At 67.6% G+C, this 20896-nt stretch carries 20 protein-coding genes; 8 read left to right on the forward strand and 12 right to left on the reverse strand.

The features are described 5' to 3' along the window. The 4 genes from glpX to ACZL02_RS08455 form a co-directional block, all read right to left on the reverse strand. On the reverse strand, positions 1 to 990 hold the full coding sequence (gene glpX / locus ACZL02_RS08440; RefSeq protein WP_472937458.1) for a class II fructose-bisphosphatase: 990 nt from the start codon (positions 988 to 990) through the stop codon (positions 1 to 3). Between the two features lie 165 nt (positions 991 to 1155). Continuing rightward, entirely contained in the window at positions 1156 to 2460 is a 1305-nt protein-coding gene (locus tag ACZL02_RS08445; RefSeq protein ID WP_472937457.1) for a homoserine dehydrogenase, read from the reverse strand. 114 nt (positions 2461 to 2574) lie between these two features. After that, a complete protein-coding gene (locus ACZL02_RS08450; protein WP_472937456.1) occupies positions 2575 to 3795 on the reverse strand; it encodes an LL-diaminopimelate aminotransferase in 1221 nt (406 codons plus the stop codon). Positions 3796 to 3985: 190 nt separating this feature from the next. Continuing rightward, positions 3986 to 4441 carry a hypothetical protein gene (locus ACZL02_RS08455; RefSeq protein WP_472937455.1) on the reverse strand — a complete coding sequence of 152 codons (456 nt, stop codon included), beginning with the start codon at positions 4439 to 4441 and terminating at the stop codon, positions 3986 to 3988. 145 nt (positions 4442 to 4586) lie between these two features. Between ACZL02_RS08455 and phaC the strand changes: the two genes are divergently transcribed. The 3 genes from phaC to radC all read left to right on the forward strand — a co-directional run bounded on the left by phaC (position 4587) and on the right by radC (position 8241). Next, on the forward strand, positions 4587 to 6419 hold the full coding sequence (phaC, locus tag ACZL02_RS08460) for a class I poly(R)-hydroxyalkanoic acid synthase (RefSeq protein WP_472937454.1): 1833 nt from the start codon (positions 4587 to 4589) through the stop codon (positions 6417 to 6419). A gap of 177 nt (positions 6420 to 6596) precedes the next feature. Continuing rightward, positions 6597 to 7448 (forward strand): type I methionyl aminopeptidase, encoded by an 852-nt coding sequence (gene map / locus ACZL02_RS08465; RefSeq protein WP_472937453.1) that lies wholly within the window; start codon positions 6597 to 6599, stop codon positions 7446 to 7448. Beyond that, entirely contained in the window at positions 7393 to 8241 is an 849-nt protein-coding gene (radC, locus tag ACZL02_RS08470) for a RadC family protein (RefSeq protein WP_472937452.1), read from the forward strand. The genes map and radC overlap by 56 nt, the downstream gene beginning before the upstream one ends. A 56-nt stretch (positions 8242 to 8297) precedes the next feature. Here the strand turns inward: radC and ACZL02_RS08475 are convergent, their stop codons facing one another. The 5 genes from ACZL02_RS08475 to ACZL02_RS08495 all read right to left on the reverse strand — a co-directional run bounded on the left by ACZL02_RS08475 (position 8298) and on the right by ACZL02_RS08495 (position 12319). Then, positions 8298 to 8579 (reverse strand): usg protein, encoded by a 282-nt coding sequence (locus ACZL02_RS08475; protein ID WP_472937451.1) that lies wholly within the window; start codon positions 8577 to 8579, stop codon positions 8298 to 8300. Between the two features lie 145 nt (positions 8580 to 8724). Then, positions 8725 to 9450 carry an SDR family NAD(P)-dependent oxidoreductase gene (locus ACZL02_RS08480; RefSeq protein WP_472937450.1) on the reverse strand — a complete coding sequence of 242 codons (726 nt, stop codon included), beginning with the start codon at positions 9448 to 9450 and terminating at the stop codon, positions 8725 to 8727. Between the two features lie 189 nt (positions 9451 to 9639). After that, positions 9640 to 11292, reverse strand: coding sequence for an NTP transferase domain-containing protein (locus ACZL02_RS08485; RefSeq protein WP_472937449.1), 1653 nt, complete (start codon positions 11290 to 11292; stop codon positions 9640 to 9642). Continuing rightward, a complete protein-coding gene (locus ACZL02_RS08490) occupies positions 11289 to 11984 on the reverse strand; it encodes an XdhC family protein (protein ID WP_472938129.1) in 696 nt (231 codons plus the stop codon). Before ACZL02_RS08490 ends, ACZL02_RS08485 begins: the two co-directional genes overlap by 4 nt. Beyond that, positions 11984 to 12319 (reverse strand): XdhC family protein, encoded by a 336-nt coding sequence (locus ACZL02_RS08495; protein WP_472937448.1) that lies wholly within the window; start codon positions 12317 to 12319, stop codon positions 11984 to 11986. The genes ACZL02_RS08490 and ACZL02_RS08495 overlap by 1 nt, the downstream gene beginning before the upstream one ends. Positions 12320 to 12701: 382 nt before the next feature. Here ACZL02_RS08495 and ACZL02_RS08500 point away from each other — a divergent pair, with 382 nt between their 5' ends. The 3 genes from ACZL02_RS08500 (at position 12702) to purB (ending at position 16246) form a co-directional block, all read left to right on the forward strand. After that, positions 12702 to 13763 carry an ABC transporter substrate-binding protein gene (locus ACZL02_RS08500; protein WP_472937447.1) on the forward strand — a complete coding sequence of 354 codons (1062 nt, stop codon included), beginning with the start codon at positions 12702 to 12704 and terminating at the stop codon, positions 13761 to 13763. A 4-nt stretch (positions 13764 to 13767) separates the two neighbouring features. Then, positions 13768 to 14784, forward strand: a complete 1017-nt coding sequence (locus ACZL02_RS08505) for a P1 family peptidase (RefSeq protein WP_472937446.1) — start codon at positions 13768 to 13770, stop codon at positions 14782 to 14784. A gap of 157 nt (positions 14785 to 14941) precedes the next feature. Beyond that, positions 14942 to 16246, forward strand: coding sequence for an adenylosuccinate lyase (gene purB, locus ACZL02_RS08510; RefSeq protein WP_472937445.1), 1305 nt, complete (start codon positions 14942 to 14944; stop codon positions 16244 to 16246). Positions 16247 to 16361: 115 nt separating this feature from the next. On the opposite strand, the gene ACZL02_RS08515 is transcribed toward purB, so the two are convergent. Continuing rightward, positions 16362 to 17138, reverse strand: coding sequence for an endonuclease/exonuclease/phosphatase family protein (locus ACZL02_RS08515; protein WP_472937444.1), 777 nt, complete (start codon positions 17136 to 17138; stop codon positions 16362 to 16364). A gap of 320 nt (positions 17139 to 17458) precedes the next feature. Here ACZL02_RS08515 and cls point away from each other — a divergent pair, with 320 nt between their 5' ends. Both cls and ACZL02_RS08525 read left to right on the forward strand, forming a co-directional pair. Beyond that, on the forward strand, positions 17459 to 18901 hold the full coding sequence (cls, locus tag ACZL02_RS08520) for a cardiolipin synthase (RefSeq protein ID WP_472937443.1): 1443 nt from the start codon (positions 17459 to 17461) through the stop codon (positions 18899 to 18901). Positions 18902 to 18958: 57 nt separating this feature from the next. Next, on the forward strand, positions 18959 to 19549 hold the full coding sequence (locus tag ACZL02_RS08525; protein WP_472937442.1) for an RBBP9/YdeN family alpha/beta hydrolase: 591 nt from the start codon (positions 18959 to 18961) through the stop codon (positions 19547 to 19549). A gap of 29 nt (positions 19550 to 19578) precedes the next feature. Here the strand turns inward: ACZL02_RS08525 and ACZL02_RS08530 are convergent, their stop codons facing one another. Further along, positions 19579 to 20367: an HpcH/HpaI aldolase family protein gene (locus ACZL02_RS08530; protein WP_472937441.1), complete on the reverse strand. Its 789-nt coding sequence runs from the start codon at positions 20365 to 20367 to the stop codon at positions 19579 to 19581. A 76-nt stretch (positions 20368 to 20443) separates the two neighbouring features. Next, positions 20444 to 20761, reverse strand: a complete 318-nt coding sequence (locus tag ACZL02_RS08535) for a DUF1476 domain-containing protein (RefSeq protein ID WP_472938128.1) — start codon at positions 20759 to 20761, stop codon at positions 20444 to 20446. Positions 20762 to 20896 lie beyond the last annotated feature (135 nt).

Below are 20896 nucleotides of genomic sequence, written 5' to 3' on the forward strand. Positions count from 1 at the left end.
TCAGAGCCCGAGCTTGGCCCGATTGTAGTGCCGGGCGCGGACCTCGCGCACGGTCCGCGACATCGAGCGCATCACCAGCGTATGGGTCTCGACGCGGTCCTGATAGAAGCGCACGCCGTCCAGCAGATTGCCGTCGGTGACGCCGGTCGCCGAAAAGATCACGTCGCCGGACGCCATGTCGCCGAGGGTATAGATGCGATAGGGGTCGCTGATCCCCATCTGCTCGGCCCGCGCCCGCTTTTCGTTGGTGTTGAGGTGCAGACGGCCCTGGATCTGCCCGCCGATGCAGAGCAGCGCGGCGGCCGCCAGCACGCCTTCCGGCGCGCCGCCGACGCCCATGTAGATGTCGATGCCGGTCTCTTCCGGATCGGTGGTGTGGATGACGCCCGCGACGTCGCCGTCGCCGATCAGACGGATCGCCGCACCGGCCGCGCGGATCTCCTCGATCAGCTGGGCATGCCGCGGCCGGTCGAGGATGCAGGCGGTGATCTCGCCGACCGGCACGCCCTTGGCCTTCGCCAGCGCCGCAAGGTTCACCGCCGCCGGCAGGCCGAGCTGCACCGTGCCCTCGGGATAGCCGGGGCCGATCGCGATCTTTTCCATGTAGACGTCGGGAGCATTCAAGAGGCTGCCGCGCGCCGCCACCGCGATGACCGAGAGCGAGTTCGGCAGGTTCTTGGCGCAGACCGTCGTGCCCTCGAGCGGATCGAGGGCGATGTCGACCTTGGGCCCGCGCCGTGTGCCGACCTCCTCGCCGATGAACAGCATCGGCGCCTCGTCCCGCTCGCCCTCGCCGATCACGATGCGCCCGTCGATGTCGAGGCAGTTCAGCTCCGAGCGCATGGCGTCGACGGCAGCCTGGTCGGCAGCCTTCTCGTCGCCGCGCCCCCGAAGGGTCGCAGCGGCGACGGCCGCCCGCTCGGTCACCCGGGCGATTTCGATCGACAGGACGCGGTCCAGCGGTTCCGCCACGGTGGTCGTCTCGTTCATGGCCCTGTCTCCGTCGTCCGGAAGGTCATATGCACTGCGACAGTGAAAGCGCAATGTCGCGTTCAACAGCCGTGCATTGGTCGATGCCGCCAAGGGTCGATGCCACCGGGGGTCTGGCCCGCCGATAGTCTGGGCCACCGGTAGTCTGGCGACCCGTGGCGGCCTTCAGTCCAGCGTCTCGATGCGGATCATCCGCGGCTCGCCCGCCAGATGTCCGTCGCGCGAGACGGCGTCGAGCGCCTTGCGGACCGCCGCTTCCGTCGTCTCATGGGTGATCAGCACCACCGGCGCCGTGTCGCCCTCGTCCTCGCCGGCGCGGCGCCGCTGGACGATGGAATCGAGCGAGATCGCGTTCTCGGCCATGCGCCGGGCGATCGAAGCGAAGGCGCCGACGCGGTCGAGCACCGTCAGCCGGATATAGTAGCCGCCCTCGTGCGCCCGCATCCGCGCCCGCTTGTAGGGCTGCAGTTCGGCCGGCGCGATCCCGAGCGTCGGGATCGACACGCCGGTGGCAAGGTCCAGGATGTCGGACAGCACCGCCGACGCCGTCGCCTTGCCGCCGGCGCCGGGCCCGGCGAGCAGGATCGAGCCGAGGAGATCGGTGTCGACCGCGACCGCATTGGTGACGCCATCGACCTGCGCCAGCGCCGAGTGCGCCGGGATCATGGTCGGGTGCACGCGCTGCTCGATGCCGCTCTCTGTGCGCTGGGCGACGGCCAGCAGCTTGATCCGGAAACCGAGCTCTGCCGCCGCCTCGATGTCGTCGTTGGTGACGGAGGAGATGCCCTCGATGAACACCGATTCCAGATCGATCTCGCAGCCGAAGGCGAGCGAGGTGAGGATCGTCAGCTTGTGCGCGGCGTCGAAGCCGCCGATGTCGAAGGTCGGATCAGCTTCCGCGTAGCCGAGGCGCTGGGCGTCGGCGAGGCAGTCCTCGAAGGCGATGCCCTCTTTCTCCATGCGGGTCAGCATGTAGTTGCAGGTGCCGTTGAGGATCCCGTAGACCCGGCTCACCGTGTTGCCGCGCAAGGCCTCGCGCAGCGTCTTGATGATAGGGATGCCGCCGGCGACGGCAGCTTCGAACAGAATCGTCGTGTTCTTGCGCTGTGCGAGCTTGGCCAGCGCCACGCCGTGATGGGCGAGCAGGGCCTTGTTGGCGGTGACCACCGGCAGGCCGCGGTTCAGCGCGGCCTTGACCGAGTCCAGCGCCGCGCCTTCCGAGCCGCCGACGAGCTCGACGAAGACGTCGATGTCCGCCTTGGCGGCGAGCTCGACCGGATCGTCGAACCAGGCGAAGCCGGACACGTCGATGCCGCGGTCCTTCTGCCGGTCCCGCGCCGAGACGGCGGCGACCTCGATCGCGCGGCCGGTGCGCTTGGTGAAGATGTCGCGCTTGTCGTCGATCAGCCGCGCCAGCGACGCGCCGACGGTGCCAAGACCGGCAAGGCCGAGTCTCATCGGGCGAGCCATGGTACCTCTTGTCTCGATGTGTTCGGGCAGGCGCCCGTCGAGGGCACCGCCGGAAACGGGGGTGGGTGGCGCCGTCGCCCCCGCGCGGTTGCGCGAAGACGCAGCGCCGGGATGCTAGGCTGTCTTGCTAAGTGGAACGACGTTCTGCCCCGCTTCCGCCGAGGGCGCAAGGAAGCGCTTGATGTTTCGCGCCGCCTGGCGGATCCGGTGCTCGTTCTCGACGAGGGCGATGCGGACGAAATCATCGCCATGCTCGCCGAAGCCGATGCCCGGCGCGACAGCGACGTCCGCCTTCTCGATCAGCAGCTTGGAGAACTCGAGCGAGCCGAGATGCTTGAACTGGTCGGGGATCGGCGCCCAGGCGAACATCGTCGAGGACGGCGGCGGAACCTTGAAGCCGGAGCGGCCGAAAGCATCCACCAGCACGTCGCGGCGGTGCTTGTAGATCGAGCGCACCTCGCGCACGGCGCTGTCATCGGCGTTGAGCGCTGCCGTCGCCGCCACCTGGATCGGCGTGAAGGCGCCGTAGTCGAGGTAGGACTTCACCCGCGCGAGCGCCGCGATCAGCCTGGAATTGCCAACGGCGAAGCCGACCCGCCAGCCCGGCATCGAGAAGGTCTTCGACATCGAGGTGAACTCGACCGCGACATCGATGGCGCCCGGCACCTGCAGGATCGACGGCGGCGGGGCGCCGTCGAAGTAGATTTCGGCATAGGCGAGATCGGAGAGGACGATGATCTCGTGCTTGCGCGCGAAGGCGACGACCGCGGCGTAGAAGTCGAGATCGGCCTCATAGGCGGTCGGATTGGACGGGTAGTTCAGGATAATCGCCAGCGGCTTCGGGATGGAGTGGCGCACCGCGCGGTCGATCGCCGCCAGGAAGTCGTCATCGGGCTTGGCCGGGATCGAGCGGATGGTGCCGCCGGCCATCAGGAAGCCGAAGGCGTGGATCGGGTAGGTCGGGTTCGGGCAGAGCACCACGTCGCCCGGCGCGGTGATCGCCTGCGCCATGTTGGCGAACCCCTCCTTCGAGCCGAGCGTCGCGACGACCTCGGTGTCCGGGTTGAGCTTCACGCCGAAACGACGGAGGTAGTATGCTGCCTGGGCGCGGCGCAGGCCGGCAATACCCTTGGAGGCGGAGTAGCGGTGGGTGCGCGGGTCGCGCACGGCTTCGCACAGCTTGTCGATGACGAAGGACGGCGTCGGCAGATCGGGATTGCCCATGCCGAGGTCGACGATGTCGGCGCCGCGCGCGCGCGCTCCGGCCTTCAGCTTGTTGACCTCCTCGAACACGTAGGGTGGCAGTCTGCGAACCTTGTGGAATTCCTCGGTCATCTCTCGTCCCCCGACCAGGATCCCGCCCGGCCGTCTCCCGCTGTCGCGTCTTGTCTCACATCCCGGCCTGAACAGGCTGTTCGGGTGCCTGGCGCGCCCTTGCGTCCAACAGACTCACAAGGGACGCGCCATCGTTTTGAAACTAAAGCATCTTTCCTCGATCGGGTCAGTCCGGCAATCGCTGGATGCTCTAATTGCCTTCGATCTGCCGCAGCACGTCCGCGCCATCGGCATCCGCCTCGGCGGCCGAGCCACCGGCCCCCTTCGCCACCGCGGCATCGACCTGCCGGCGCGCCTGTGCCCGCGCCGCAGCCGCTTCGGCAAGGCTGCGCCGGTAATCGGAGGCCGCCGTGCCGACGCCGACGTTCTGCCGGGTGCCCGTCGCCTTCAGCGCGCCGCGCTCGGCGATCACCTCCGGCTCCGTCAACTGCGCGGACGCCGATTTCGGAAACGCCCCCAGCACAGGGTAGCCGTCCCCATCCTGGCGCTGCGCCGAAGGCCCGCTGTCGATCCGTGGTCGCTGGGCCAGCTTCGACGGCCCTTCCGCCGGCACCAGCGAGCCGCAGCCAGCCATCAGCGGAATCAGGGCGAGAACCGCCACGAGGCGCAGGTCGCGCGGGTGTGTCATCGTCCAGATACCCTTCATCGCTATGATCCCCCTCATAGCCCAAACGATCCGGCCCGGAAAGCCGGACGGGATGCGAGAAAAACGCCATCCCGGCAGTGGCGCCATCGCGCGACGACGGACAATCGCCATCCTTTGTGCTTTGATGTCAGGCGGAGGAGACGTCATGGCGCCAACCGAGCCGAACGGCGAACCGCAACAGGATCCGGACGATGCCTACGTGGTCCGCGACCCCGAGGCCTTTGCCCGCAACATGGCCGAAGTGCTGGAGCAACTCGGCAAGGCGGCCTCGGCCTGGATCGAACCGCGAGAGCGGGGCGAGGTGATCGACGATAGTCCGGTCGGCGTGCTCGACATGATGTCGACGCTGTCGCAGGTCTCGCAGTTCTGGCTCGGCGCGCCGGTCCGTGCGGCAGAGGCGCAGTCGACGCTGTTTGCCGGTTATCTCGATATCTGGAACCAGTCGCTCCACCGCCTGCAAAAGAGTGCCGTGCCCCATCGCAGCACGCCGGACGCTTCGGTCGACAAGCGCTTTGCCGATCCGGAATGGTCGAGCAATCCGCTGTTCGACTTCATGAAGCAGATGTACCTCTCGACCTCTCGATGGGCGGACGATCTCGTCGCGCATTCCGAAGGCCTCGACGCGCACACCCGCGCCAAGGCGGCCTTCTATGTCCGCCAGCTCATCGCGGCGCTGTCGCCCTCGAATTTCGTCCTGACCAATCCGGAGCTGGCGCGCGAGACGATGGCCAGCAATGGCGCCAACCTCGTCCGCGGCATGCGGATGCTGGCCGAGGACATCGCCGCCGGACACGGCACGCTGAAGCTGCGGCAGTCCGACGACGCCCGGTTCGAGGTTGGCCGCGACATGGCGGTGACGCCCGGCAAGGTGATCGCCGAAAACGCCCTTTGCCAGATCCTGCAATACGACGCCTCCACAGAGACCGTGTTGAAGCGCCCGTTGCTGATCGTGCCGCCCTGGATCAACAAGTTCTACATCCTCGACCTCAACCGCGAGAAATCCTTCATCCGCTGGGCCGTCGCCGCCGGGCATACCGTGTTCGTGGTGTCCTGGGTCAATCCGGACGAGCGGCATGCCGACAAGGATTGGGACGACTATATCGACGAAGGCATCGTCTTTGGCCTCGACACGGTGGCCAAGGCGACGGGCGAGACGGCGGTCAACGCTATCGGCTACTGCGTCGGCGGAACCCTCCTCGCCGCGGCCGTCGCCCATCTGAAGACGCGGGGCGACGGCCGGATCCAGTCGGCGACCTTCCTCACCACCCAGGTCGACTTCACCCATGCCGGCGATCTCAAGATCTTCGTCGACGAAGGCCAGCTCGGCTCGCTTGCCGAGAGCATGGCGGCCAAGGGCTATCTCGATGGCGCCCGCATGGCGGCCGCCTTCAACATGCTGCGCGCCGGCGATCTGATCTGGCCCTATTTTGTCAACAACTACCTGAGGGGCAAACCGCCGCTGCCCTTCGACCTGCTCTACTGGAATGCGGATTCGACCCGCATGCCCCGCGCCAACCACCTGTTCTATCTGCGCAACTGCTACCTCGAGAACCGGCTGGCCAAGGGCGAGATGGAGATCGGCGGGGCGCCGGTCGATCTCTCGCTGATCGACATTCCCGTCTACAGCCTCGCGACCAAGGAAGACCACATCGCCCCGGCGCTCAGCGTCTTCGTCGGCAGCCGCCTGCTCGGGCCGGACGTCACCTTCGTGCTCGCCGGCTCGGGCCACATCGCCGGCGTCGTCAACCCGCCGGACAGGCGGAAATACCAGTACTGGACGGGCGCCGGACCGACAGACGACGTCAGCTTCGACGACTGGCTAGCGACGGCGAAGGAGACGCCGGGCTCCTGGTGGCCGCATTGGCAAGCCTGGATCGAGCCTTTCAGCGGACCGAGGGTGGATCCGCGCAAGCCCGGTGGGAGCGGGATGAAGCCGATCGAGGATGCCCCCGGCTCCTATGTCAGGGTCAAGGCGTGAGCCCCGCCTGGCTTTGCAGAGGCAGCGGCCCTTTTGCCGCGCAGCCTTTCGGCAGGCCGAGACGACCGCCCATGCCTTGCCCGCGCCCGCTTTGGACTTGAAGACACGCCGCTTCGGTGCGACATCAACGGACAGCAAGGACGCACAGTAACATCTCCCGGGACCGCCGACGCCGCCATGACCAGCTACCTGCAAGCCGAAACCCAGCCCGCCCGCAATACCGGCGCCATCCGGCTATACGATGCCGAGGCTTTCGCGGGCATGCGGACGGCCTGCCAGCTGACGGCGCGCTGCCTCGACGACCTTGCCGGCCTCGTGAAGCCGGGCACGACGACGGAAGAGATCGATGCCTACGTCTTCAAGTTCGCGCTCGACAACGGCGCTTTGCCGGCGACGCTGAACTACCGCGGCTACATGAAAAGCGTCTGCACCTCGATCAACCACGTCGTCTGCCACGGCATTCCCGACGACAAGCCGCTGCGCGAGGGCGACATCGTCAACATCGACGTCACGCTCATCGTCGACGGCTATCACGGCGATGCCTCGCGCATGTATCCGGTCGGCAAGATCAAGCGCGCGGCGGAGCGGCTCTGCGAGATCACCTATCAGTCGCTGATCCTCGGCATGGAGGCGGTGAAGCCCGGCGCCCACATGGGCGACATCGGCGCGGCCATCCAGACCTATGCGGAAGCCGAGCGCTGCTCGGTCGTCCGCGACTTCTGCGGCCATGGCGTCGGCCGGCTGTTCCACGATGCGCCGAACGTCCTGCACTACGGCCGCCGCGGCGACGGGGCTGAGATGCGGCCGGGCATGGTGTTCACGATCGAGCCGATGATCAATCTCGGCCGCCAGCACGTGAAGGTGCTGAAGGACGGCTGGACCGCGGTGACGCGCGACCGCTCGCTGTCGGCCCAGTACGAGCACACCGTTGGCGTTACCGACGGCGGCTTCGAGATCTTCACCAGTTCGCCCGGTGGCCTCGACACCCCCGGTATCGCCTTCTCCCGGCCTGCCCCGACGGTCGGCTGAGGCGATGGGTCACGACGAGGCGTCCCTTCCCGGCCTCGACGAGACCCAGCCTCTACGCGCCGCTGAAGACCGCCGCGCGTCAGCAACGGACGCAAGCGCCACAAACGCCCCCCGCAAGGACGCCAAGCACTACGACGGCCACCGCGACCGGTTGCGCGAGCGCTTCGCCGAGGCCGGCGCCGTCGCGCTCGCAGATTACGAGCTGCTGGAACTGGTGCTGTTCCGGACCATCCCGCGGCGCGACGTGAAGCCGCTGGCCAAGGCGCTGCTCGCCCATTTCGGCGGCCTGCCGGAAGTGCTGAACGCGCCGACCCGCCGGATGACGGAAGTTTCGGGCATCGGCCCCGCTACGGCGCTCGACCTCAAGCTGATCGCCGCCGTCAACGAGCGGGCCATGCTCTCGGCGCTGAAGAGCCGCGAGATCCTGTCGTCCTGGGCGCAGGTGCTGGCCTACTGCAAGGCGGCGATGGCCTACGAGACGCGCGAGCAGTTCCGCATCCTGTTCCTCGACAAGCGCAACACGCTGATCGCCGACGAAATCCAGCAGCAAGGAACGGTCGACCATACGCCGGTCTATCCGCGCGAGGTCGTGCGCCGGGCGCTGGAGCTCTCTGCCACCGCCGTGATCCTCGTCCACAACCATCCCTCGGGCGATCCGACGCCGTCGCGCGCCGACATCGAGATGACCCGCACCGTCGTCGACACCGCCAAGCCGCTGGGCATCGCCGTGCACGACCACATCATCATCGGCCGCGCCGGCCATGCCAGCCTAAAAGGCCTGAAGCTGATGTAGAGCAGCTTCGATGCGGACAGCACGTCAGCCCGCAGCAAGATGCGGGCGGCGCAAGGTCAGTGAAGATGGCCGAGATCGCGCACCAGCCGCACTTCCCGCGGTCCGATCAGGCTGGAATGCATCACCCGCACGGAATGGATGACCGCCTCGATCTCGCGCTCCCAGTGCGCCAGGAACGTCTTCAGCCGTGGGTAATCGGGCGCGACATCGGCGAACTGCCAGTGGAACGTCTGCAGGAAGCTCGGATGGTCGGGCATGCGGTACAGGACCTCGGCGGTGGTCAGGCCGTAGCCGCCGAGCATCCTCTGGAAATCCGGGTCTGCAACATGCCTGCGCATCGAGCCTCTCCAAATCGGGCCGGCGCAATAAGCCGGCTAGCAAATGCTGCGCCGGTTTGGTTAACGGGGCGTTAATGCCGCCGAACGGTCATGCAAGACGCGCTGCCGTTCCGAGGCGCGGCAAAACCGCACCTCGAACAGCGCCTCAGCTGCGAATGCGCAACGTCGACCGGCCGCCGTCGATGGCGATGACCTGCCCGGTGATCCATCCGGCCTCCGCGCTCAGCAGCATCACCGCCATCGCGGCAATCTCGTCGGCATCGCCGAGCCGCGGCAACGGGTGCATCTTCGCCACCGCCTCGGCCATCTTGTCGCTGCTCGCGACCTTCCGCCCAAGCGGCGTATCGACCAGCGACGGGGCGATGGCGTTCACCCGGATCTGCGGCGCGAACTCGGCGGCGAGCGAGCGCACCAGCGCCGCGACCGCCCCCTTGGCCATCGCGATGGACGCATGCGCCGCAAAGCCCTGGTCGACCGCGACGCTGGAGAAGAGGACGATGCCAGCTCCCGCCTCGCTTTTGCGCAGTGCAGGCAGGACCGCCTGAATCGTCTTCGCCGCTCCCAGCGCGTTCACGCTGAAATCGTTCAGGAAATCCTGATCGGTCAGTCGCTCGAAGGGTTTCAGGTTGATCGTCCCCGCGGCGTAGATCAGCCCATCCAGGCGATCGCCTGCCGCCTCGGCAAGCACGGCCTGTGCGCCGCCATCGAGCACGTCGAGAACGACTCCCGTCGCCGGCAGACCTTCTGCCGTCGACGCCACATCGGCAGCATCGCGGCCGGTAATGATCACATCGTGTCCGGCCGAAACGAGGCGCTTCGCCGCGGCCTCGCCGATGCCACCCTGTCCACCGACAATCAGATATCTGCCCATGCTCTAACTCTCCTTTTCCAGCGCAGATGCGCGGATCGACCGGCGGTTCAAGGGCAAGGCCGGTTCACGGCGGACACGCCTTGGAGAGTACCGCTCGCCGCTCGTTTCAGGCGGCTTGCGGACCACAGAGCCAGGCGACAGAAAATTTATGAAAGTCAGTTAGTTATGCGGCGGACTGGAATCAGCGCTTCACGCTACCAGCACGCCGCCCGCGGCCGCCATCGCTTCCGGCGTGTCGACATCGATCCCTGCTGCCGCACCGATCTCGACGGTCTCCAGGGCATCCGGATGCGCGCCCAGAAGGCGCCGCGCGCCGACATCGCCGGTCAGGGCGTCGATTTCGCCGCGGTAGACCGCCGAGAGGATCACCGGGTTGGCCAGACGGCCGCCATCGGTCGCGGCGACGAGCGAGCCGCGCCCTTCGAGGGTGAAACCGGCGATCAGCCGGTCGAGATCGCCACTGCCGAGCCTCGGCTGGTCTGCGAGGATCACAAGCGCGCCGTCCGCCCCTGCGTCGAAGACGGAGCCGCAGCCGGCGATCACCGAGGTCGACAGGCCATCGGCGAAGGCGGGATTATCGGTGATGTCGACGTCGAGCCCGGCCAGCGCCCGCTTGATCTCGGCCGAGCGGTGCCCGACCACCACGCGCACGCGGCGCGCCTGGCTCGCCAGGGCCGTCAGCACCGATAGCCGGATCAGCGGAACACCGTCGAAGGTCGCGAGCAGCTTGTGCGGCCCGCCCATGCGGCTGGACCGTCCGGCGGCGAGGATCACGGCATCGACCCGCGGCGCCGCCCCGCCGCCCCGCGTCGACCAGCTTTCGCCCGCCGGGACCGGCTTCTCGGGCCGACGCTCGCGGGGCTGCGGACGGCTCGCAATCTCCATCAACAGACCGCCGACGCCCATCCCGCGAATGTCCGACGGCGTGACCGGCACATCGGCCAACAGTCGGCCGAGCACCCAGTCGAACCCGTTCTCCTTCGGCGAGCGGGCGCAGCCGGGCGCGCCGATCAGCGGCCGGCCGGAGACCGTGCCGAGCAGCAGGAGATTGCCGGGATCGACGGGCATGCCGAGTTGCAGCACCGCGCCGCCGGCCGCCGCCACCGCCGCGGGAATGACGTCGCCGGCATCGATCACCGCCGATGCCCCGAAGACGATGACGAGGTCGGTGGTCCCGGCGGCACGGATGGCATCCGCCAAGGCATGGGTCTCATGCGGACAACGGGTTTCCGAGGCGATCACCGCCCCGGCGACGGCGAGCCGGCGGCGCAGCACCTCCCGCGTCTTGTCGAGCACGCTCGGCTTTACCCCGCGCAGCGTCGTCTGGATCAGCGATATCGTCTGGGGGCGGTAGGGCGATAGGCGGAACGCCGGCCGCTCGGCCAGCAAGGCGGAGGCTTCAAGCACCGCGTCGCCCGCGACGGCGAGCGGGATGATCTTGACGGTCGCCAGCATCTGCCCGGCGACGACCGGCTCGAACTCCTTCAGCGTCGCCAACGTGATCGCCGGATCGATGGCGTTCAGCCGGTCGACGATGCCGCGGTCCGGCAGGAACAAGCCGGCGGACGCCGCGAAAAAATTCACCCGCCCCGTCGCAGCCGGCCCGACGATCACCCCCGGTCCGCCGGCGACGGCAGCAATCCGCGCCGCCGCCATGTCCTCGGTGAGATCGGCGGGTTCGAGGACCGCGGCAATCACCTCGGTCATGCCGGCGGCCGCAATCTCCGCGACGTCCACAGCGCTCAGCCTCGTGCCCTTGGCGATGCGTCGCCCGGCCAGCCGCAGCGCGTGCGCAAGGATAGCGCCCTCCGCCGACGCCACCGGAACCGGGCCGAACCTCACGCGGCCGTCCCGCCGCGGCGCTGGCGCAGCGCCTGGATGACCGAGGCGAGAACGGCGACGGCGATCTCGGCGGGGCTGGCCGCGCCGATGTCGAGCCCGATCGGCGCCTCGATCCGTGCGAGATTCTCCGGCAGCGCCCCTGCGGCCTCCAGCCGCGACAGCCGTCCGGCATGGGTCTTCCGGCTGCCGAGCGCACCGACGTAAAAGCAGCCGGCCTCGAGCGCTGCCAGCAGCGGCACGTCATCGATCTTCGGGTCATGCGTCAACGCGACGAGGGCGGTATAGGCGTCGAGCGGCCGCGCCTTCAGCGCATCCTCGGGCCACTCCGCCGACAGGATCGTCCCGGGAAATCGCTCGGGCGTCGCGAAGGCAGTCCGGGGATCGACGACCGCGATGTCGTAGCCTGCGAGACGGGCCATCGGCGCCAGCGCCTGGCTGATGTGCACCGCCCCGATCACAAGGATCCGCGCTGGTGGCACGTGGACAGTCAGGAAGCTCTGCCCCTCCGGCTCGTCGACCATGCCGGATTTGCCGGTGCGAAACGCCGATACGAGGGCCGACGCCAGCGGATCGCCGGCAGCCTCTCTCTCGCGGACCAGCCGCTGGCTTCCGCCCGCGATGTCGGTGACGACGGCGACGGCCCGCCGGGCCGCTCTCTCGGCATTGAGCTCGGTCAGCAGCGAGAGATCCATCATGCGCCTGCCCGGATCGGTTCGACGAGGACCCGGATGCGCCCACCGCAGGACAATCCGACGCGCCAGGCCGTCTCGTCGGCGACCCCGAACTCCAGCATGCGGGGCGTTCCCGCCTCGATCACCTCGATCGCCTCGCTGACCACCGCGCCCTCGACGCAGCCTCCGGAGACCGAGCCCTCGAAATTGCCCTCGGCGTCGATCACCAGATGGCTGCCGGTCGGCCGTGGCGCCGAGCCCCAGGTCTCCACCACCGTCGCAAGCGCCAGGCGGCGCCCGTCCCTCGCCCAGGCTTCCGCCGTCGACAGAACGTCGAGCTCGATCCTGCCATCCATCACACTCTCCTTCGTGTCGACTATGTTGAACGCCGAACCCGCCGGCGGTCGCGGATGAGCGGCGGGTGCCAGTTCGCAGGATTCACGGCGTAGGCTGCCCGACGGACCGCTGCAGCGGCAAGCGACTGTCGGCCGGGAGGTTCCCTCTTTCCCTGCGCCGGCATATCTGCGTGGCGGCAGGAAAGTCGATGCTGTCGGCCTGAGATAGGCGCGGTCCCGCCCCTTCCGCAAGACCGCCGTCCTGTCGGCGCCGACAGGCGTGCCTGCCGGACGCAAGCGGCACGACTGTCGAGGTTAAACCCGAGAGCTTTTTCACAGGGTGATGGTGCCGCTCGTCGGTGACAAGGCTCGAAATCTCCCGCGAACGGGGCTAGGTTCCGGCATGCCCCATTTCCGGACGTCCCTCGCCCTCGCTATCGTGCTTGCCGCAACAGCTGCCGCCCCGGCGGCGGAGCGGGTGCGCATCGGGGTTGCCGGACCGTTTTCCGGAACGTCGGCGATCCTCGGCGAGCAGATCCTCGCCGGTATCCGGACCGCGGCCGACGACGCGACCGACCTCGCCCGTGCGGACACCGACTGTTCCGGCGACGGCGGCAACCGGGCGGCCGAGCAGCTGATCGCCGAGAAAGTGGAGATCGCCGTCGGCTTCCTCTGCACCGAGGCGCTGACCACCGCGCTCCCCAAACTCTCGGCCGCCGGCATCCCGGTGATCACCGTCGGCGTTCGCGCCAACCGCTTCACCGACACGCGGGCCCGGACCGGTGCGCTGATCTGGCGTCTCGCGCCGCGCTCGGACGCCGAGGCAGACGCCACCGCTGCGGCCATCGCCGCCCGCTGGAAGGACACGCCGTTCGGCCTCGTCGACGACGGCACGATCTACGGCCGCGGCCTTGCCGATGCGGTGCGCACGCGGCTGGAAGCTGCCGGCATGCGGCCCGCGACGATCGACAACTACCGCCCGGCCGAGGAGAAGCAGTTTGGCCTCGCGCGCCGCATCCTCGGCACCGGCGTCACCCACCTCTTCATCGCCGGCGACCGGCCGGACGTGGCGATCATCGCCCGCGATGCCGGATCGATCGGCCTGTCGCTGGAGATCATCGGCGGCGAGGCGCTGCTGGACGAAGGCAATCCGGACGTGCCGCTGGCCACCGGCGTCCTCGCGCTCGCCCCGCTCGACCGGTTCGAGGAAATCCCGACGTCCGAGATCGCGCCGGAAGCAAGGCAAGGCTATTTCGGGCCGACCGTCGCTGCGGGCGAGATCGCACTCGCCGCGGTCCGCTTCGCCCGGCAGAAGGCCCGCCCCTTGCCGGCGGTGCTGGATGCCAACGTCTTCGCGACCTCGCTCGGCCCCATCCGCTTCGATGCCAAGGGCGATTCCGACCTTTCGCTGTTTCGCACCTTTCGCTTCGACGGCAGCGATTTCGTGCCGGACGCGGGCGGCTGAGCGGATGGCGTTCTGGCAGGCCGGGCCCCGCAATCTCCTCAGCGATGTCGCTGGCCTCAGCGTCGGCAGCGCAAGAGACGACCGCCTCGCGAGCGGCGTCACCGTCATCCTCTGCGATACCCCGACCGTCGCCGCTGTCCACGTTCAGGGCGGCGCCCCCGGCACCCGCGAGACCGACCTTCTGGCGCCGGAGAACACCGTGTCGACGGTCGACGCGCTCGTCCTCTCCGGGGGCTCGGCTTTCGGCCTCGATGCCGCCTCCGGCGTTCAGGCCTATCTTCGCGGCAAGGGACGGGGCTTTGCCGTCGGTCCGCATCGCGTTCCGATCGTGCCCGCCGCGATCCTGTTCGACCTCGGCGATGCCGGCTGGGACCGCTACCCGCCTTACCGCGAGCTCGGCTATTCGGCCTGCGAGACGGCGGCCCGCGACTTTTCCCTCGGCACCGAGGGAGCGGGCACCGGCGCCACCACCGCCCGCCTGAAAGGCGGTCTCGGCTCAGCCTCCGCGGTCCTGGCGAGCGGCATCACCGTCTCGGCGCTCGTCGCCGTCAACGCGCTGGGATCGCCGACGATCGGGGCCACCCCGCACTTCTGGGCCGCGCCCTTCGAGCTCGGCGCCGAGTTCGGCGGCCTCGGCCTGCCGTCCCCCTGGCCGGACGACGCGACGGAGCCCCTCACCAAGTTCGGCGCCGCGGCCGGCGGCCATACCACCATTGCGGTCATCGCCACCGATGCGGTGCTCGACAAGGCCGGCGCAAAGCGGCTGGCGATCTCCGCCCATGATGGCTTCGCCCGTGCCCTCTGGCCGGCGCATACGCCGTTCGACGGCGATCTCGTCTTTGCCCTCGCCACCGGCGGCACCGGGAAGGCGCCCGCCGGCGTCGATCTGGTCAAGCTCGGTGCGGCCGCCACCGCGGTCATGGCCCGCGCCATCGCCCGCGGCGTGCACGCCGCCAGCGCCGCGCCCGGTGACCGGAAACCTGCCTGGCAGGTCGTTCATGCAGCGCCGCCGCCGGCGTGAACACTCGCCGACCGACCCGCCGCTTCTCATCAACACTGCTGCGCGCACCAGCCAGTTTCACGGCCGACCCGCCCGACCGCCGGGCGTCAAACATTGAGACGCCCGGCGGCCTCTGTTATGTCGCATCTCTCGCCATCCCGCACCGCAAGGACGTTCCATGATTCCCCGTTACTCCCGCCCCGACATGGTCGCCATCTGGTCGCAGGAGACGAAGTACCGGATCTGGTTCGAGATCGAGGCGCATGCCTGCGATGCGCTCGCCGAGCTTGGCGTCATTCCAGAGAGTGCCGCCAAGACGATCTGGGAGAAGGGCAATGCCGCGACCTTCGACGTCGACCGGATCGACGAGATCGAGCGCGAGACCAAGCACGACGTCATCGCCTTCCTGACGCACCTCTCCGAGATCGTCGGGCCCGACGCGCGCTTCGTGCACCAGGGCATGACCTCGTCCGACGTGCTCGACACCTGCTTCAACGTCCAGCTCGTTCGCGCCTCCGACCTGATGCTGGCGGATATCGATGGCCTCCTCGCCGCGCTGAAGCGACGGGCGCTGGAACACAAGGACACGGTGACCATCGGCCGCTCGCACGGCATCCATGCTGAGCCCGTGACCTTCGGCATCAAGCTGGCGTTGGCCTATGCCGAGTTCGAGCGCTGCCGCGACCGGCTTGTCGCTGCCCGGGCCGAAATCGCCACCTGCGCCATTTCGGGCGCCGTCGGCACCTTCGCCAACATCGACCCGGCCGTCGAGGAGCATGTCGCCAAGGCGCTCGGCCTGACGCCGGAGCCGGTGTCGACGCAGGTCATCCCGCGCGACCGCCATGCGATGTACTTCGCCACCCTCGGCGTCATCGCCTCGTCGATCGAGCGGCTGTCAACCGAGATCCGCCATCTGCAGCGCACCGAGGTGCTGGAGGCCGAGGAGTATTTCGCGCCCGGCCAAAAGGGCTCGTCTGCCATGCCGCACAAGCGCAACCCGGTGCTGACCGAAAACCTCACCGGCCTCGCCCGCATGGTCCGCTCCTTCGCCATGCCCGCGATGGAGAATGTCGCCCTCTGGCACGAGCGCGACATCTCGCACTCCTCGGTCGAGCGCTATATCGGTCCGGATGCCACCATCACCCTCGACTTCGCGCTGGTGCGGCTGACCTCGGTGATCGACAAGCTCCTGGTCTATCCGGAGCGGATGCTGAAGAACCTCAACCAGTTCAAGGGTCTCGTGCATTCGCAGCGGGTGCTGCTCGCCCTCACCCAGGCAGGCGTCAGCCGTGAGGATTCCTACCGGCTGGTCCAGCGTAATGCGATGAAGGTCTGGGAGCAGAACAAGGACTTCCTCGAGGAGCTGCTGGCCGACCCCGAAGTGACGGCCGCGTTGCCGGAAGCCGAGCTGCGGGAGAAGTTCGACCTCGGCTACCACACCAAGCACGTCAACACGATCTTCCGCCGCGTCTTCGGCGCCTGATCGCAGAACGCCAACGCTTATGATCCTCGCGCTTTGCGCGGGGACTTATGCCTGAACACCAGCGCGCCGGCTGCAGCGCAGCACATCGGGGCGAACAAGCGCCCCCGCTCGGCCGCTACCCCGCTGCCGCCAGTTGCACCTCTTCGTCCAGCGCGATGTCAATCTTGAACATCTGGTGGTCGGAAAACGGCTGGTCGATGATCTCGATCGAGCAGCGGTCGGCAAGGCTCGTCGAGACCAGACAGGTGTCGAGGCTCGCCTGGTAGGGCCCGAAGCGGAAGGTCGGACCGGACAGCTTGTTGGCGTGGACCAGATTCTCCGCCTTCATCAGTGGCGCCAGTTCTGCGTCGCCCGAGAACATGTTGAAGTCGCCGATCAGCATGGTCGGCCCGTCGCGCTCGGCGATCCACCCGGCGATCTGCTCGAACTGCATCGCACGAACCCGCCTGATCAGCGAGCAATGCACGACGAGGACGCGCAGCCCCGAGATGTCGATGTCGTAGACCAGGCGCTTCTTGCCGGCCGCTAGATAGCGCTTGGCGAATGTCACCTCGCGGTTGGCCAAGAAGGCGTTCGACTTGCCGCGCGAAATCGGCGAGCGGATCTTCGCCGTATCGCTGTACTTGTTGTCGATCGTCGCAAAAGCGTGCCCATCCTGGCAGAGCACCGGAAACTGGTCGAAATAGCCGTTGGTGATCGAGCCCTGGTCGATCTCGACGAAGCAGCTGAGATCCGGCTGCAGCCGCCGCATCGTATCGCGCACGAACTGCAGGCTACGCATCTGGGCGGCGCGCGGCGTGTAGATGTGATGGTGGAGACGCGACAAATGGTGGCCAAGCGAGCCATCGATTTCCCGGGAGTAGCCGAGATTGGCATAGACGATTCGCAGCATCAGGCGGCTCGTCCCGCAGCCGGGGTGAGAGCGTCGCCGGAGGAACGGTGCCGTTTGGCATCTGGCTTCAAGGCAATTCTCCTGCTGTCACCACGCCGCGACGCGCCAGCATAACAGCAGACGACACCGTGGGCATGACCCGAATTCTCGGGATAAATGCGGCAGCCGGGCCAGAAGTTCAGCACGTTGAGAGCGTTGCCGCGCCAAAGCCGCAGATGTCACCAATCTGAGCGGACAAGACAGCCGGTTTCGTGCCATGCACGCCGGGGGATATCGAACCCGCGCCGGACCGCGGGGAGATGGGAAAACGTGACGCTGCAATGAACTTCGATTTTTCCGCTTGGTCGATCTGGTCGATCGTCATCACCCTCGTGAACTGGTCGATCATCGTCGGCGCCCTGGTGGTGATCCCGTTCCGGCGATCGCCGGCGGCGGCACAGGGATGGCTGCTGCTGTTCTTCTTCCAGCCTTTCGCAGCCCTTCTGGTCTATTTCTTCATCGGCAATGCCCGCCATCCGAAATGGCGGCGCGAGCGCATCAAGAACGTTCCGTCCGTCGTGCTGAAGGCCGTGGGCGATATTCCCGGCAGCGCCAGCGACGCGGCGATGGCGCTGGAGCCGCGCAGCCGAACGGCCGCCAACCTCGTGCGCAACATCGGCCAGATGCCTTGCGTCTCCGGCAACAGCATCGATCTCGATCCGAACTACAACCGCGTCGTCGACCGCATCACCGGCGACATCGATGCGGCACGGAACCATGCTCATGCGATGTTCTACATCCTTCAGGACGACGAGGCCGGCAACAAGGTGCTGAGTGCGCTGGAGCGCGCAGCGCGGCGCGGGGTGAAATGCCGGCTGCTGATCGACGCCGTCGGCTCCTCGACCGACCGCAACGCCATTGCCCGCCGGCTCGAGGGGACGGGCGTCGAGATCCGGCTGATCCTGCCACTGCGCTTCTGGAACCGCGCGACCCGGGCAGACCTTCGCAACCACCGCAAGATCGTCGTCGTCGACGGCAAGATCGGCTGGGTCGGCTCGCAGAACATGCACCAGATCGAATACGAGCCGAACACCTTCTACCGCGAGGTGATGGCGCGGGTGAAAGGTCCGGTGGTCCTGGAACTGCAGGCGATCTTTATCGGCGACTGGTTCCTCGAGACCGACGAGGACATCTCGACGCCCGACCTGATGCCGACGCCCGAGCGCACCGAGGGCGGCGTTACCGCCCAGGTGATGCCGAGCGGCCCCGACCACCCACTGAGCCGGGTCGATTCGGTGTTTACCGATCTCATCCACGGCGCCCGCGAGAAGGTGGTGCTGACGACGCCCTACTTCATCCCGAACGAGCCGCTGTCTCTCGCGCTGCGCACCGCGGTGGAGAAGGGCGTCGCCGTGACCCTGTTCGTCACCGCGACCACCAACAGCTTCCTCATCGACCATGCCCAGCGCTCCTACTACGACGAGCTGCTGCAGTCGGGCGTCGAGGTCATGCTCTACCGCGAGCGGTTCCTGCACGCCAAGCACCTGTCCATCGACGACGACATCGCCATCATCGGCTCTGCCAACATGGACCGGCGCTCCTTCGAGCTGAACTCGGAAGTGACGCTGATCGCCTATGATGCCGGGGTCGTGCGCCAATTGCGCAAGATCGAGAACGACTACCGGGCGAAGAGCCGCCGGCTGATCGAGGCGGAGTGGAACCAGCGCGGCTTCTTTACCCAGCTCTTCGAGAATGCGACGCGGCTGATCAGCCCGCTGCTCTAGACCGACGGCTGCGCGCTGCAGCTTGACTTCCGCCGCCGCCGCTCGCATGTGCGGCCCATGCGTGTTTCAGAAGCTGATATCCTCGTCATCCCCGGCTATCGCGGCTCGTCGGCGGAGCACTGGCAGACCCGCTGGGAAGGCCGCCTGTCGACGGCACGCCGCGTTCACCAGCGCGAATGGACGAAGCCGGTGCGCGAGGAGTGGGTCGACGCCGTCGCTGCGGCGGTCAACGAAAGCACGCGGCCCGTGGTGCTGGTCGCCCATTCGCTCGGCGTCGCGGCCGCGGTTCTGGCGATCCCGAAATTCAAGCACCGTGTCGCAGGCGCCTTCTTCGTGGCACCGCCGGAGGTCACCAATCCCGGCCTGCGCCCGAAGCATCTGATGACCTTCGGCCCCTACCCGCGCGATCCGCTGCCGTTCCCCTCGATCCTGGTGGCCAGCCGCAATGATCCCTTCTCGTCCGTCGCGGCGGCGGAGGATATCGCGGATGCCTGGGGTTCGATGTTCGTCGACGCCGGCGAGTCCGGCCACCTCAATCAGGACAGCGGACATGGGCCCTGGCCGGAGGGCCTGCTGACCTTCGGCAAGTTCATCTCGAAACTGCCGTTGGAGCCCGAACCCATGCCGGCGATCCCCGGCGAGGACTGAAAGATCAGGCTCAGGCCCAGCGTAGAGTCTCAGGCTCGAACGGCGGCGACCAGCGCCTCGGCTGCAGACTTCAGCAGATTGATGTCGTTTGAGATCGTCGCAAGGCAGTAGCCGTAGCCGCGGTAGCGGCGGGCATCCTCTGCACTCGCGCAATAGATGCCGGCGAACTTGCCGGCAGCTTTGGCCGAGACGGCGATCTTCTGGATCGCCGCTTCGGCAACCGGTCCGTTCGGATCCCAGGTTCCGGTCTCCGACAGGGCGATCGAAAGATCGGAAGGACCGACGAAGACGCCGTCCAGCCCTTCCAGCGCCAGGATGGCATCGAGATTGTCCATGGCCGCCGCCGTTTCGATCATCGCGAAGGCCAGCGTCTCGCGGTTGGCCTCGGCCGTGTAGGCCGTCCGGTCACCGTAGCCGGCGGCATTCGCGTAACCGTGCAGTTCCACCGCCCGCGTCGGCCCGAACGACCTGCTGCCGAGCGGCGCGTATTTCACGGCCTCGACGAAAACTTTCGCATCCGCGACGCTCTCGATCATCGGCATGATGACGGCGGACGCACCGAAATCGAGCGCCCGCGCGGCGTTGGCCCGGTCCTCGATCGGCAGGCGCACCAGCGATGGCTTGCCGATCATGCCCGCCCGCCCGATCGCCGCCGCCATGCTCGCCACGTCGTGCAGTCCATGCTGCATGTCGAGGCAGATCGCGTCGAAGGGCGCCCGCAACAGGGCCTCGTGCACCATCGGATCGGTCAGCGACGACCAGGAGGAGAGGACGAAGCCGTCCCCTTCCAAGGCTTTGCGAAGAGCGGGAAGAGCCATGATCAGGATGCTTTCGCGGTGACGGGACGCGGGAAGTGCCGACCGGCCGATGGAGTTCGCCGGTTGGCGGAGCTAGTTAATCCGCGCGGACCTGCTTCTCCGCCTCGATCAGCAGTTCCGCCATGGTGCGGCGGATGCGGTGCTCGGACTGATCGATCCCGGCCGCATCGAAATCCCGGCGGATCTTATCGTAGACGTCGTTGTCGCCCGGCTTCTCGAAGTCGGACTTCACGACTTCCTGCGCGTACAGCTTGGCTTCGTCTTCCGATTTGCCGAGCTTCTCGGCAGCCCAGAGACCCAGCAGACGGTTTCGGCGCGCCTCGATTCGGAACCGCAGCTCTTGATCATGGGCGTAGCGCGCCTCGAAGTCCGTTTCGCGGCCTGTCATCGACATCGACTTTTCCTCCACAAGCAATTGCAACGCCCGCTCGAACGAGGGACCTGTCTGACATACGGGTTTGTAGAGGGCTTTTGAAGCCGGAACGGGCGTGAATCGGGCCATGCAGCATCTTGTTTCGGGCATCCGGTT

This window comes from Mesocryomonas fontinalis (genome assembly GCF_055730125.2).